Origin of the sequence: Sphingosinicella ginsenosidimutans, from assembly GCF_007995055.1 — a bacterium.
In the GTDB taxonomy this organism is placed as follows: domain Bacteria; phylum Pseudomonadota; class Alphaproteobacteria; order Sphingomonadales; family Sphingomonadaceae; genus Allosphingosinicella; species Allosphingosinicella ginsenosidimutans.
On the sequence record NZ_VOQQ01000001.1, the window covers coordinates 2,047,277 to 2,060,697 of the forward strand.

Below are 13,421 nucleotides of genomic sequence, written 5' to 3' on the forward strand. Positions count from 1 at the left end.
GATGGTCGCGGGGAGGAGAAGGCAATGAGTCGGATCGCGTCGGCGCGCGTCATCGTCACCTCTCCGGGCCGCAATTTCGTGACGCTGAAGATCGAGACCGACGACGGGCTCACGGGGCTCGGCGATGCGACCCTCAATGGGCGCGAGCTCGCCGTCGCCTCCTATCTTTCCGACCATGTCATCCCCTGCCTGATCGGGCGCGACGCGCATCGTATCGAGGATCTCTGGCAATATCTCTATCGCGGTGCCTATTGGCGGCGCGGGCCGGTGACGATGACCGCGATCGCGGCGGTCGACATGGCGCTGTGGGACATCAAGGGGAAGGCGGCTGGCCTGCCGCTTTACCAGCTGCTCGGCGGCGCGAGCCGCGAGGGCTGCATGGTCTATGGCCATGCCAATGGCGCGACGATCGAGGAGACGATCGACAACGCGCTGCATTACAAGGAGCAGGGCTACCGGGCGATCCGGCTCCAGGCCGGGGTGCCCGGCCTCGCGACGACCTATGGCGTCTCCAAGGACCGTTATTTCTACGAGCCCGCCGACGCAGACCTGCCGACAGAGGCTGTCTGGTCGACCGAGAAATATCTGCGATCCGTGGCGCCGCTCTTCGAGAAGGCCCGCGACGCGCTCGGCTGGGACGTGCATCTGCTGCACGACGTCCATCATCGCCTGACCCCGATCGAGGCAGGCCGGCTCGGCCGGGACCTGGAGCCGTTCCGGCCCTTCTGGATGGAGGATCCGACTCCAGCGGAGAACCAGGAGGCGTTCCGGCTGATCCGTCAGCATACGACGACTCCGATCGCGGTCGGCGAAATCTTCAATTCGATCTGGGACGCGAAGGATCTCATCCAGAACCAGCTGATCGACTATATCCGCGCCACCGTGGTCCATGCCGGCGGACTCACGCATCTGAGGCGGATCGCCGCGCTTGCCGATCTCTATCAGGTCCGCACCGGCTGCCACGGCGCGACGGATCTCTCCCCGGTGACGATGGCCGCCGCGCTCCACTTCGGCCTTTCGATCCCCAATTTCGGCGTCCAGGAATATATGCGCCACACGGCGGAGACCGACGCCGTCTTCCCCCACGCCTACAGTTTTGCCGGCGGCCTGATGCACCCCGGCGACGCGCCGGGGCTCGGCATCGAGATCGATGAGGCGCTGGCCGCGAAACATCCCTACAAGCGGGCCTATCTTCCGGTGAACCGGCTCGAGGACGGTACGCTATGGAACTGGTGAGCCGTCCTTCCACCCGTGTCGGCCGCGTGCGCTGGATCATCTGCATCCTGCTCTTCGCCGCGGTCGTGCTGAGCTATATCGACCGGCTCGTCCTCAGCGTTCTCAAGCCCACGCTCCAGGCCGAATATGGCTGGAGCGAGACTGGCTATGGCGACGTCGTCTTCTGGTTCCAGGCGGCCTATGGGGTCGGCTTCCTCTTCTTCGGCCGGCTGATCGACAAGGTGGGCGCGAAGATCGGCTACCTGCTCGCGATGGGCGTGTGGACGGCGGCGCACATGGCCCATGCGCTTGTCACCAGCACGCTCGGCTTCACGCTGATGCGTATCCCGATGGCGCTCGGCGAATCCGGCACCTATCCGGCGGCGCTCGCCGCGGCCTCCGAATGGTTTCCGAAGAAGGAGCGGGCGCTCGCCATCGGCATCTTCAACGCCGGCGCCAATGTCGGCGCGGTGGTGACTCCGCTGATCGTCCCGGTGCTCGCGCTGGCGCTGAGCTGGCAGAGCGCCTTCATCGTCACCGGCCTGTTCAACGTCGTGTGGATCGCGCTCTGGGTGATCTACTATCGCCGTCCGCGCGAGCACCCCCGCGTCACGACGGAGGAGATCGCCCATATCGAATCCGATCCGCCGATCGTGCAGCGCGAGGTGCCGTGGCGGCGCCTGCTCGCGACGCGGCAGGCCTGGGCCTATATGGCCGGGCGGTTCCTGATCGATCCGGTCTGGTGGATGTTCCTGTTCTGGCTGCCGGATTTCCTGCATCGGCAATATGGCATCGATCTCAAGGGCTATGGGCCGCCGCTCGTCGCGGTCTACATCATCGCCGATATCGGCTCGATCCTCGGCGGCTGGGCCTCCTCGCGGATGCTCGCGCGCGGCGCCACCGCCAATCGCGCGAGAAAGCTCGCGATGCTCGGCTGCGCGATCGTCGTCATGCCCGTCGCCTTCGCGGCCCACGCCTCGTCCGCTCTCGTCGCGGTGCTGCTGATCGGCCTCGCCTGCGCCGGCCACCAGGGCTTTTCGGCGAACCTCTTCTCGATGCCGGCCGATCTCTATCCGCGCTGGGCGCAGGGTTCGATCGTCGGCCTCGGCGGCTTCGCCGGGGCGCTGGGCGGGATGCTGATGAGCAAATATGCCGGCTGGGTGCTGCAGACGGTCGGCAGCTACACGCCGATCTTCGTGATCTGCGGCGGCGCCTATCTGCTCGCGCTGCTGGTCGTCCACCTGATCAACCCGGGCTATGCGCCCGTCTCCAAGTTCGCGCTCGAGGAGGCGGCGGAATGAGCCGCCCGCTCGCCCTCCATCCGGATCGCCTGTTCCCGGCCGATCCCGCGACCCGCGCCATCGCGCGCGACCTTTACGAGCCGATCCGCGGCCTGCCGATCCTCAGCCCGCACGGTCATACCGATCCGGCCTGGTTCGCGACCGACGCGCCGTTCGCCGATCCATCGAGCCTGCTGATCGTGCCCGATCATTATGTCTTCCGGATGCTCTACAGCCAGGGCGTCCCGCTGGAGGCGCTCGGCGTCCCGACCGAGGACGGCTCGCCGGTCGAAGGGGATCCGCGCAGGATCTGGCGCAGCTTCGCCGCGCATTATCACCTGTTCCGGGGCACGCCCTCGCGGCTGTGGCTCGACTGGGTGTTCGCCGAGGTGTTCGGGATCGACGTGCGGCTCGAAGCCGACACCGCCGATCTTTACTACGAGACGATCGACGCCGCGCTGAAGCGGCCGGAATTCCGCCCCCGCGCGCTCTACGATCGATTCAACATCGAGGCGATCGCGACCACCGAGACCCCGCTCGATCCGCTCGACCATCATCGCGCGATCCGCGCGAGCGGCTGGCACGGCCGGGTCCTCACCGCCTATCGCCCGGACGCGGTCGTCGATCCCGACCATCCCGGCTTTGCGGCGAATCTGGCGAGGTTTGGCGAGGTTTCGGGTGAGGATGTGTCGACCTATGCGGGGTATCTGCGTGCGCATGAGAGGCGCCGCGCGTTCTTTCGCGAGGTCGGCGGGGCGACTTCGACCGATCACGGCCATCCCAGCGTCTTCACCGCCGATCTGCCGCGCGCCGACGCCGAGGCGCTCTACGCCAAGGTCCGGGCCGGCCGCGTATCGCCGCAGGAGGCCGAGCTGTTCCGCGGCCAGATGCTGACCGAAATGGCGCGCATGTCGATCGACGACGGGATGGTGATGCAGATCCATCCCGGCGTGGCGCGCAACCACAACCCCGCGGTCCTCGCGCGGTTCGGGCGGGACAAGGGCGCGGACATGCCGATCGCCGGCGAGTTCGTCCACGCGCTGAAGCCGCTGCTGGACCGCTTCGGCAACGAGTCGAGGCTGACGCTGATCCTGTTCACGCTCGACGAAGACAGCTATTCGCGCGAGCTGGCGCCGCTCGCCGGCCATTATCCGGCGCTCCGCCTCGGGCCGCCCTGGTGGTTCCATGACAGCCCGGAAGGGATGCGGCGTTTCCGCGAGCGCGTGACCGAGACGGCCGGGTTCTACAACACGGTCGGCTTCAACGACGACACGCGCGCCTTCCTGTCGATCCCGGCGCGGCACGATGTCGCGCGGCGGATCGACTGCGCCTGGCTCGCCCGGCTGGTCTCCGAGCATCGGATGGAGATGGACGAGGCGCACGAGATCGCCCGCGCGCTCGCTTATGATCTCGCCAAGGCGGCCTACCGATTGTGACCGCGCGGCTGAGCGAAGCGACGCTGGGCCGATTGCCGGCCTGGGTGGTGCGGCCGCGCCCGCGGGCGGCGCCGCGCGCCGTCCATATCGGCATCGGCGCCTTCCATCGCGCGCAGCTGGCTCCCCTGTTCGAGGATATGGACTGGGGCGTCATCGGCGCCTCGCTCCGCTCCACCACGGTGCGCGAGGCGATGGCGCCGCAGGATTTCCTCTACAGCCTCGTCATCGGCGAGAGCGTGCGGGTGATCGGCGCCGTCCGCGATGTCGTGCGCGCCGAGGGCCTCATCGAGGCGCTCGCCGCGCCGGCGACCGACATCGTCACGCTGACCGTCACCGAAAAGGGCTATCTCCCCGATCCGGGGCGCCGGGGCGCCGCCGATCTCGTCGCCGCCGCGCTGCGGCTTCGCAGGGAAAGGGGGCTGGCCCCCTTCACCGCGATCTCGTGCGACAACCTGCCGGGCAACGGCGGACGCCTGCGCGACGCCGTGCTCGCCGCCAGCGATCCCGAAACCGCCGACTGGATCGCGGCCAGGGGCGCCTTTCCGCAGACGATGGTGGATCGGATCGTGCCCGCGACCGAGGAGGCGGACATCGACGCGCTGGCCGCGCGCATCGGCCTGGTCGATCGCGCGATGGTGAAGGCCGAGACCTTCTGGCAGTGGGTGATCGAGGATCGCTTCGCCGGCGCGCGGCCCGATTTCGCCTCCGTCGGCGTCCGGATCGCGGCCGATATCGCGCCCTGGGAGACGGCGAAGCTTCGCCTGCTGAACGGGGCGCATAGCGCGATCGCCTATCTCGGCGGCCTGGCCGGTTTCGATTTCGTCCATGAGGTGATCGCCACGCCCGCTTATGCCCGCTTCATCGAGGCGCTGTGGGACGAATCGGCAGCGACGCTGGTGCCGCCGCCCGGGCTCGACATCGCCGCCTATCGCCGTGCGCTCATCGCCCGCTTCGCCAATCCGGGCCTCGCCCATCGCACCCGGCAGATCGCGATGGACGGATCGCAGAAACTGCCGCAGCGCCTGCTCGCGCCGATCGCCGATCGGCTGGCGCGCGGGCAGGGGATCGGGGCGCTGGCGCTCGCCGTCGCCGGCTGGATGCGCTGGCAGAGCGGACGGACCGATACGGGAGAGCGCTTCGCCGTCGACGATCCGCTGGCAGGCCCGATCGCCGCGCGGATCGCGGGGCTCGACGATCCGCGCAGCCAGGCCGAGGCTCTCGTCAAATTCGACGCGATCTTCCCGCCGGCGCTTGCCGCCGATCCCCGCTTCACCGATGCTGTCGCCGGCAAGCTCGCGCAGCTCGCCAGCCATGGCGCGCGCGCCACGATCGAGGAGTTCGCCCCATGAAGCTCAATCGCCGCGAAGCCATCGCCGCCGCTCTCGCGATGACCGCCGTCCCCGCCTTCGCGGCGGAGGCGGAGGCGACGCTCAATTCACTCGCGCGCGCCGGCGGGCGGCGCTTCGGATCGGCGATCGGCATCCGCAACGGATCGTTCGGCGATCCGCGCGACACCGAGGTGATCGCCCACGAATGCGGCCTGATCGTGCCGGAGAACGAGCTCAAATGGCAATGGACCCGGCCCACGCCGACCAGCTTCGATTTCCGGGGCGCGGACCGGATCGTCGCATTCGGCGAGGCGCATCATCTCGCGGTGCGCGGCCATACGCTCCTGTGGCACCATCCGGGCTGGTTTCCCGATTGGGTGGCGAGCTACGATTTCGGCGCCAGCCCGGCGGGCGAGGCCGCGCGCATGATCGGCGAGCATGTCACCACGATCTGCCGCCGCTACGGCACTCGAATCCACGGTTATGACGTCGTCAACGAGGCGGTGGACGCCGGGACCGGGACGCTTCGCGAGACCGCCTTCTCGCGCGCGATGGGCGGGGCGGAGCCGGTGCTCGATCTCGCCTTCCACAGCGCGCGCGAGGCGGCGCCGCACGCCCAGCTCGTCTATAACGATTATATGTCCTGGGCGCCCGACAGCGCGGCGCACCGCGCCGGCGTATTGCGGCTGCTCGAAGGCTTCAAACGGCGCGGCGTCCCGGTCGACGCGCTGGGCGTCCAATCGCATATCGGCAGCGGCAACAATCCCGGCGACCGGCCCGATTTTTCCACCCGCGACGAGGCCGCCTGGCGCGCGTTCCTCGATGAGGTGACGGGCATGGGCTATCAGCTGCTGATCACCGAATTCGACGTCCACGATCGCGGGCTCCCCTCGGACATCGCCTCGCGCGACCGCATCGTCGCCGATTTCGCGCGGACCTATCTCGATCTGATGCTGTCCTACCCGCAGCTCGGCGACGTCCTCGCCTGGGGGATGAGCGACCGCTATTCCTGGCTCCAGGGGCGGATCGCGCGCGAGGACGGCCTGCCCAAGCGCGGCTGCCCCTATGACGCAGAGTTCAGGCCCAAGCCGCTGCGCGCGGCGATCGCCGATGCGTTTCACGAGGCGCCGACGCGCCACGCATAGGCGCGATACCTAGCCGGCCGCGGCGGGCAGCTTCCAGGTATCGCGGACGACCGCGGCATAGCCGGACCTTCGCCGCCGCCTTTCCTTCGGGGCCGTCGGGGATCGCGAACGAAGGCGAGAACCGCGAGGATCGCGACGATCCCCGGCCCCTCGGCCTTCGTCGCGAACGGGATTGGCGAGGGTGCCGATGTTCGAAATCCCGACCTCGACGAGATCGCCGTCCTTCAGCCAGAGCGGCGGCACGCGTTTCGATCCGACTCCGCCGGGCGTTCCCGTGATGATCACGTCGCCCGGCACAAGCTCGGTGAAGGTCGAGCAATAGGCGATCAGCTCCGGGACCTTGAAGATCATGTCGGCGGTGCTCGCATCCTGCACCGTCTCGCCATTGACGCGCGTGCGGAGCCTCAGCGACGACAGGTCCCCCACCTCGTCCAGGCTGACCAGCCAGGGACCGAACGCGCCGGTCGACGGAAAATTCTTGCCTGGGGTGAACTGGCACGTGTGCGACTGCCAGTCGCGCACGCTGCCGTCATTATAGACGGAGACGCCGGCGACATGGGACAATGCGTCGCGCGCCGCGATCGCTCGGCCGGCCCGCCCGATCACCACCGCAAGCTCGCCTTCATAGTCGAGCTGCCGCGAGGCGCGCGGGCGGACGATCGGCTGGCCGTGGCCGACCTGCGTGTTGAAAAAGCGCGTGAAGACGGTGGGATAGGGCACTTCGGCCCGGCCCATTTCCGCGCGGTGCATCGCATAGTTGATCCCGATGCACAGGATCTTGTCGGGGCGTGGGATGACCGGAAGCCAGGCGATCCGGGCGAGCGGAATTCGCGGCGCATCGGCGGCCATGTCCGCGATCTCGCCGGGTGCGCCATGGGCGAGCGCGGCCTTGAGGTCCGCAAAGCGCGCGCCGAGATCGCGGACCGAATCCTCCTCGACGATGCCCCAGCTTTCGCGTCCCTGGGCGACGAACGACGCCAGTTTCATGCCTCGCGGCCTCCTGCGTCCGCGCGGCCGCCATGCCGTCGCCGATCGTTTCGCGCAAGCCGCCGCGCGGACGGGGCCGGCCTCAGTGGGTCGGGGGCGCCTCGCACTGGAAGCTGCTCGCCGCCTGGGTCGATCCGGTACCGCGATAGACGGCGCGCTGCGGGTGGGGGCAGAGCGGACGCTGCATGGCGATCCGGCCCGCCTCCTCGGTCGAGAATCTGGTCGCGACGATTCGGTCCGGCGCCTCGCCCCGCTCCGACCAGGCGATCAGCGCGGTGAAGAGATCATGCTGCGCGTCGTCTGACGGGGGCCGGGGCGGAATGCCGAGCGTGGTGTTGAACGCATCCGGCCCGGTGCCGCCGCCGCAGTGCATCATGCCGGGCGCGAGGAACAGGCGCGCGCTTTCGGACAGGCGGCTCATGCCGCCCATCTGCGCGGCCTGCCGATCGAAGAAGGCGACGCTCTGGCCCGGCGGGACGAGCGTGTCGGCGAGACCGTGAAAGACGATCAGCTTGCCGCCGCGCGCAGCGAAGGCCGCGAGGCTGCCGCGCGTCGCGTCGTTCACGACGGGGCCCAGCCGCGCATCGACCGTCGGCATGTCGCGATCGAAGTCGAAATTCCTCCAGTTCCAGTCGGCGCCGAACACCCATTTGAACAGGCCGCCGAAGGCCGGCTGGCCGTTGATCGGCGTCTCGAGGAAGGACCATCCGAACGTGTCGGGCATCTCGCTTCCCGGCAGCCAGCCGAAGAAGCGCCGCCGGCCCTGACGGTCGGTCGGTCCGGAATAGAAGGCGCGGGCGGTCGCGACCTCGCTTTCGGTCAGGCAGCCGTCGGTGGCGCCGTCGCGGCACTCGATGACCTGCGGATCGAAGCTGCAGCTCATCGGATCGGAGATGAAGCGGTCGCCCGCGAGCCCATGGCCCTGCCGCAGGCAGGTCGCAATCGCGGCCCGATTGAGCAGCTCCAGCTTCGCGGGGGACAGGAGCCGGCCGGTCTCGCGGTTCGCCGCCGCGAAGTCCCAGAGGACGGCCGCATGGCCCCAGGTCCGGTCGATCACCGGTGCACCGACGAGGATGCCGTCATAATCCTGCGGATAGTAGAGCGCCTCGATCAGCCCCATCTGGCCGCCGGTCGAGCAGCCGGTGTAGAAGGAGCGGCTGGCGTCCTCGCCGTAAAAGGCGCGGGTGATCGCCTTGCCGGTGACGGTCATCACATGGGTCGACAGGCGGCCCCAGTCGAGCCACTGGCGGGGGCGATCGACCAGGGCGTCGCCGTCGAGAGGCGAGGCCGGCACCGTCCCGCCGTCCGTCGTCGCGGTCGCGAAGCCACGCCGCAGCCCTTCGACCATCCCGGAATAGCCGAGCGCGAAGGTGCCGGCGAAACCGCCGCTGCCATTGCCGTGGAAGACGCCGCTCCACCGCTCGACGGGCAGCCACAGTTCGACGCCGACGTCCGAACCGGGCTCGGACCGCACATGGGCGACGACGCGACAGAAGCTCGGATAGCCCGGGACCTCACCTGCGACCGTGGACCGGGTGGCGCGCGCCGGCACCAGGGCGGCGCTGGCGATGGTCGTGTCGGGGAGCGCCAGCCGGGCGAGCGCGGCGCATCGGGCGGCGGCATCCGGTGCCGGCTGCTGCGCCTGCGCCAGGGCCGGAACCGTCCAGCCCGTCACGGCGGCGGCGAGAATGGCGAGACGGAGCTTGCGTTTCATGGTCCTCTCCAACGTTCTGGTCACTGTGTGTGCAACCCTGGTCATGGAATGGCCGGCGACGTCCGCCGGATCAGGCGTGCGAGCCACAGGTAGAGAAGGGCCGCGACAAGATAGACCGGCGCGAGCGCGTAATAGGCGGCCTGCAGCGCGTGGTCCCCGTAGATCGGGCGGAAGAAGTCGCTTGCCATGCCGACATAGGTGGGCCCGAAGCCAAGGCCGACGAAGTTCATCACGAGCAGCAGCAGCGCGCCGGAGATGACGCGGCGCCCGGGCGCCACCTCGCTCTGGACCAGGGTGACCGTGGCCGACAGGAAGAAGGAGTTGAGGAACAGCGGCACGGCGAGGAAGGCGAGCGCGACCGGCCAGGTCGGCGCCCAGGTGAAGCCGAGGAAGAAGGGCAATGCAAGGATCAGCGAGGCCGCGGGCACGGTCGCGTAGGCCGTCTTGCTGCGCCGGGCGAACCGATCGACGATGCGGCCCGAGGCATAGATGCCGCCGCCCATCCCGATCGCGATGACCAACGCATACCAGATTGCGACTTCCTCCAGCCTCATCCCCTTCTCGCGCATCAGGAACAGGACGGTGAAGTTGAGCACGCCGTAAGTGATGAAATTGCCCGCGCCGCTCGCCAGCGACGCCATCAGCAGGATCGGATCGCTGAAGAAGCGCGCGATGGCGCCGAAAAAGCCTTCCCTCGCCGCCTCGGGCGCGGCGGTCGCTGGGCGATCGTCGGTCTCGCCGCGTTTCGGCTCGCGCACGATCAGGTACACCGCGAGCGCCGTTACGACGCCGATCGCGCCGATCACGTAGAAGGGCAGGCGCCAGTCGAACGCAGCCGCCAGCGAGGCGCCGAAGGCCACGCCCAGCGCCGATCCGAGCGGTGGGCCGAGGTTGAAGATCGCCATTGCGGTCGTTCGCCGCTCGCGCGGGAAGCTGTCCGCGATGATCGCATAGGAGGGCGGAACGCCGCCCGCCTCTCCGACGCCCACCATCATGCGCGCGGCGGCCAGCTGGCCGTAGCTGCCCGCCATCCCGCAGGCGGCCGTCGCGCCGCTCCAGATCGCGCAGGCGGCCGAAAGGACCTTCACCCGGCTGGTGCGATCCGCCAGCCAGCCGATCGGAATCGCGATGAAGCAGTAGAAGAGCGCGAAATAGAAACCGGTCAGGAGGCCGAGCTGGCCGTCGCTGATGTCCAGCCCATCCTGGATGGGCTTGGCGAGGATCGAGATGAGCTGGCGATCGAGGAAGTTCAGCACATAGACGAAGCACAACATGGCAAGCGTGATCCGGGCGCCCGCCGCGGGTGCGCGGCCGCTGTGCGGTGCGGCGGCGCTCATGGGCGACACCGTTCGCGCGGTCCCTGGGCCCCGGCCATCGTCTCGTTCCTCTCCGTCCGGTCTCTTGTCATTTGTCGCCTGTCCAGCCCGGCCTTCCTCGCCCGCCGCCGAGGCCGGCGGCGACGCGCTGCTTGAGGAGGGCAGGCGGGCGGAAACGCTCGCCATAGGCATCGTGAAGGATTTCCTGCACCTGAAGGCATAGGTCCGATGTGACGATGTCCATCATCGCGAAGGGGCCGATCGGATGGCCGAGCCCGAGCCGGCACGCGGCATCCAGGTCGCCCGGCGTCGCCACGCCCTCCTCGACGAGCTTCACCGCCTCGATCAGCATGGCGTGAAGCATCCGGTTCACCGCGAAGCCCGCCACGTCCTTCACCCGCACCGGCTCCTTGCCGAGGCCGGCCAGCAGCGCCGTCACCTCTTCGGTCACGCCCGCATCGGTGAAGAAGGCGGGGATCACCTCGACCAGCTTCATGCGCGAGACCGGCGAGAAATAATGGGTGCCGAGGAAACGCGCACGCCGTTCGGCGGAGACGAAGGTCGCCAGCGTCGAGATGGGAAGCGTGGACGTGTTGGAGGCAAGGATGCAGCCCGGCTGGCATGCCTCGTCGAGCGCACGCAGCACGCCGGCCTTGGTCTCGAGGGATTCGTAGACGGCTTCGGTGACGATCGCGCAGTCGGCCATCTCGCCAAGGCTGCTCACCGGCGCGATCCGCGCCAGGGCGCCGCTTGCCGCTTGCGCCGTGTAGAATTGCCGCGACAAGCCTTTGTCCAGGATGGAGCGCAGCCGCTCGATCGCGCCCGCCAGCGCTGCGTCGCTGCGATCGTGGAGCAGGACCTCGTGCCCCGCGAGCGCGAAGACCAGAGCGATCTCCGACCCCATCAGGCCCGCGCCGACGACGCCGGCCTTCATGCCGTCGCTCCCGTGTCGCGACTGGCGCCAGCCTCTTCCTGCCAGCGCCGGGCCTGTTCGATGTACCAGGGCAGCAGTTCGGGCGTTGCGGTCGCGTCGACGCTGACCACCTTGGCGACCGGCCAGCCGGCGAAAAGCCGCTTGATCGGCAGTTCCTGCTTCTTGCCCGAAAGCGTGCGGGGAACGCCCGGCGCCGCAATCACCCGATCGGGCACGAAGCGCGGCGAGAGGCTGGTCCGGATCGCCGCCGCGATCGCCGCCTCCAGCTCTGCGTCGACATGCCGTCCCTCGGCGGGGACGACGAACAGGAGGAGGCGACTGTCACCTTCCTGACCCTCGACATCGACGATCATCGTGTCGGCGATCTGGGGGAGCCGTTCGATCGCGGCGTAGATTTCCGCTGTGCCCATGCGCACGCCGTGCCGGTTGATCGTCGCGTCGCTGCGGCCCGAGATCGTGCAGCTGCCGTCGCTCGCGATGGTCAGCCAGTCGCCATGCCGCCAGATGCCCGGCCATTCGCCGAAATAGGAGTCGCGGTAACGGCTGCCGTCCTCGTCGCCCCAGAAATAGAGCGGCATGCTCGGGAACGGGCGGGTGCAGACCAGTTCGCCCACTTCGCCGATGACCGGCTGGCCCCGTTCGTCCCATGACTCGATCGCGGCGCCGACGTGGCGGCATTGCAGCCGCCCCGGCGAGTCGGGAAGTTCGGGGTTGCCGGCCATGAAGGCGGCGGCGATTTCGGTCCCGCCGCTGACGTTGCACCACCAGATATCGGGCCGGCCGACCGCCGCGAACTGCGCGGTGCCCCAGCGCTGCACGTCGGGCGCGATCGGCGAGCCGGTCGTCCCCAGCGCACGAATGCGCTCCACCCCGGTGATGCGGGAAAGCTCGATCCCGGCCCTGCGGCAGCTCGCGTAGAAGGCCGCGCCTGCCCCGAACCAGGTGACGCCGGTGCGCGCGGCGAAGTCCCACAGCCGCGTCCAGTCGGGATTCGCCCTGGGGCCGCTCGGCGAGCCGTCGAACAGGCAGATGGTCGTGCCGCTGAGCAGGCCGCCGACCTGGATGTTCCACATCACCCAGCCGCTGGCGCTGTACCAGTGGAAGCGGTCGCCCCGGTTGTTGGGGGCGTAGCTCGGCCCGAGATCGAAATGGAACCGCCCCGCCGCGGTCGCGAGGATCACGCCGCCATGACCGTGGACGATCGCCTTGGGAAGGCCCGTGGTGCCGCTGGAATAGAGGATCCACAGCGGGTGATCGAAGGGCAGCCAGACGGGCTCGAACGCCTGGGTCGCCGCATCGTCGCGCGCGATCGCGGTCGCGAAGTCGTCGGCGCCGGCCACGCCCTGGCCGCAGCCGCTGGCGACCAGGAAGAGGGATTCGATGCTTGGGAGCTGGCGACAAATGTCGGCGACGGCGTTGCTTCGGTCGATCGCCTTGCCGGCATAACAGAGGCCGTCCACCGCGATCAGCGCCTTGGGGGCCGTCTGCCGCCAGCGGTCCAGGATGGCGTTGATTCCCATATCGGGCGAGCAGAGCGTCCAGATCGCGCCAAGGCTGGCGCAGGCGAGCAGGCCGATCACCGCCGCCGGGATGTTGGGAAGATAGGCGGCGACGCGGTCTCCCGGCCCGATCCCGCGCTCGCGAAGCGCGAGCGCGAGCGAAGTCGCCTGACGCCGCATTTCCCCCCAGCCGATCGTGACCAGCTCGCCGCCTTCGTTCGCGGCGACGATCGCCGGCTGGCCCGCCGCATCCGCCGCCGCCGCATGGCGGAAGACGTGGCGCGCATAGTTGACCTGCGCGCCCTCGAACCAGCGCGCGCCCGGCATCCGGTCTTCGGCGAGGGCCGCGGTGAAGGGCGTCGGGGATTCGATGCCGTCATAGTCCCAGATGCTGCGCCAGAAGCCCTCCAGATCCTCGACCGACCAGCGCCGCAGCGCCTCATAGGTCGCGAAGTCGCGGCCGTGCGTGTCCTTGAGCCAGTTCGAATAAAGACGGATCTGGGGGACCGGGGCAGGGGCTTCCACGCTGGTACTGACGGGCATCATCGAATGGCAAACCTCGGTCGT

Annotated in this window: 10 protein-coding genes; 5 read left to right on the forward strand and 5 right to left on the reverse strand. The window is 69.1% G+C overall.

The features are described 5' to 3' along the window. Positions 1–24: 24 nt before the first annotated feature. Genes manD through FRZ32_RS10260 form a run of 5 tightly spaced genes read left to right on the forward strand, consistent with a single transcriptional unit; the run spans position 25 to position 6,404 of the window. A complete protein-coding gene (gene manD / locus FRZ32_RS10240; protein ID WP_147043409.1) occupies positions 25–1,236 on the forward strand; it encodes a D-mannonate dehydratase ManD in 1,212 nt (403 codons plus the stop codon). Beyond that, positions 1,224–2,516 carry an MFS transporter gene (locus FRZ32_RS10245; RefSeq protein WP_147043410.1) on the forward strand — a complete coding sequence of 431 codons (1,293 nt, stop codon included), beginning with the start codon at positions 1,224–1,226 and terminating at the stop codon, positions 2,514–2,516. The genes manD and FRZ32_RS10245 overlap by 13 nt, the downstream gene beginning before the upstream one ends. Beyond that, positions 2,513–3,931 carry a glucuronate isomerase gene (gene uxaC / locus FRZ32_RS10250; RefSeq protein WP_147043411.1) on the forward strand — a complete coding sequence of 473 codons (1,419 nt, stop codon included), beginning with the start codon at positions 2,513–2,515 and terminating at the stop codon, positions 3,929–3,931. The genes FRZ32_RS10245 and uxaC overlap by 4 nt, the downstream gene beginning before the upstream one ends. Beyond that, on the forward strand, positions 3,928–5,280 hold the full coding sequence (locus FRZ32_RS10255) for a mannitol dehydrogenase family protein (RefSeq protein ID WP_147043412.1): 1,353 nt from the start codon (positions 3,928–3,930) through the stop codon (positions 5,278–5,280). Before uxaC ends, FRZ32_RS10255 begins: the two co-directional genes overlap by 4 nt. Then, a complete protein-coding gene (locus FRZ32_RS10260) occupies positions 5,277–6,404 on the forward strand; it encodes an endo-1,4-beta-xylanase (protein WP_147043413.1) in 1,128 nt (375 codons plus the stop codon). Before FRZ32_RS10255 ends, FRZ32_RS10260 begins: the two co-directional genes overlap by 4 nt. A 9-nt stretch (positions 6,405–6,413) precedes the next feature. Here the strand turns inward: FRZ32_RS10260 and FRZ32_RS10265 are convergent, their stop codons facing one another. From FRZ32_RS10265 to FRZ32_RS10285, 5 genes are all read right to left on the reverse strand, one after another. Continuing rightward, positions 6,414–7,391: a fumarylacetoacetate hydrolase family protein gene (locus tag FRZ32_RS10265; protein ID WP_147043414.1), complete on the reverse strand. Its 978-nt coding sequence runs from the start codon at positions 7,389–7,391 to the stop codon at positions 6,414–6,416. An 82-nt stretch (positions 7,392–7,473) separates the two neighbouring features. Then, complete coding sequence (locus FRZ32_RS10270) at positions 7,474–9,105, reverse strand: tannase/feruloyl esterase family alpha/beta hydrolase (RefSeq protein WP_147043415.1); 1,632 nt, start codon at positions 9,103–9,105, stop codon at positions 7,474–7,476. A 41-nt stretch (positions 9,106–9,146) separates the two neighbouring features. Continuing rightward, on the reverse strand, positions 9,147–10,442 hold the full coding sequence (locus tag FRZ32_RS10275) for a spinster family MFS transporter (RefSeq protein ID WP_147043416.1): 1,296 nt from the start codon (positions 10,440–10,442) through the stop codon (positions 9,147–9,149). 67 nt (positions 10,443–10,509) lie between these two features. Continuing rightward, positions 10,510–11,355 carry a 3-hydroxyacyl-CoA dehydrogenase family protein gene (locus tag FRZ32_RS10280; RefSeq protein ID WP_147043417.1) on the reverse strand — a complete coding sequence of 282 codons (846 nt, stop codon included), beginning with the start codon at positions 11,353–11,355 and terminating at the stop codon, positions 10,510–10,512. Further along, positions 11,352–13,397, reverse strand: coding sequence for an acetoacetate--CoA ligase (locus FRZ32_RS10285; RefSeq protein ID WP_147043418.1), 2,046 nt, complete (start codon positions 13,395–13,397; stop codon positions 11,352–11,354). The genes FRZ32_RS10280 and FRZ32_RS10285 overlap by 4 nt, the downstream gene beginning before the upstream one ends. Positions 13,398–13,421 lie beyond the last annotated feature (24 nt).

Excerpts from the sequence above, each read along its gene's own strand:
- FRZ32_RS10275 (WP_147043416.1), bottom strand. The coding sequence starts at position 10,442 with ATGAGCGCCGCCGCACCGCACAGCGGCCGCGCACCCGCGGCGGGCGCC.
- FRZ32_RS10270 (WP_147043415.1), bottom strand. The coding sequence starts at position 9,105 with ATGAAACGCAAGCTCCGTCTCGCCATTCTCGCCGCCGCCGTGACGGGC.
- FRZ32_RS10260 (WP_147043413.1), top strand. The coding sequence starts at position 5,277 with ATGAAGCTCAATCGCCGCGAAGCCATCGCCGCCGCTCTCGCGATGACC.
- FRZ32_RS10245 (WP_147043410.1), top strand. The coding sequence starts at position 1,224 with ATGGAACTGGTGAGCCGTCCTTCCACCCGTGTCGGCCGCGTGCGCTGG.
- manD (WP_147043409.1), top strand. The coding sequence starts at position 25 with ATGAGTCGGATCGCGTCGGCGCGCGTCATCGTCACCTCTCCGGGCCGC.
- uxaC (WP_147043411.1), top strand. The coding sequence starts at position 2,513 with ATGAGCCGCCCGCTCGCCCTCCATCCGGATCGCCTGTTCCCGGCCGAT.
- FRZ32_RS10285 (WP_147043418.1), bottom strand. The coding sequence starts at position 13,397 with ATGCCCGTCAGTACCAGCGTGGAAGCCCCTGCCCCGGTCCCCCAGATC.
- FRZ32_RS10265 (WP_147043414.1), bottom strand. The coding sequence starts at position 7,391 with ATGAAACTGGCGTCGTTCGTCGCCCAGGGACGCGAAAGCTGGGGCATC.
- FRZ32_RS10280 (WP_147043417.1), bottom strand. The coding sequence starts at position 11,355 with ATGAAGGCCGGCGTCGTCGGCGCGGGCCTGATGGGGTCGGAGATCGCT.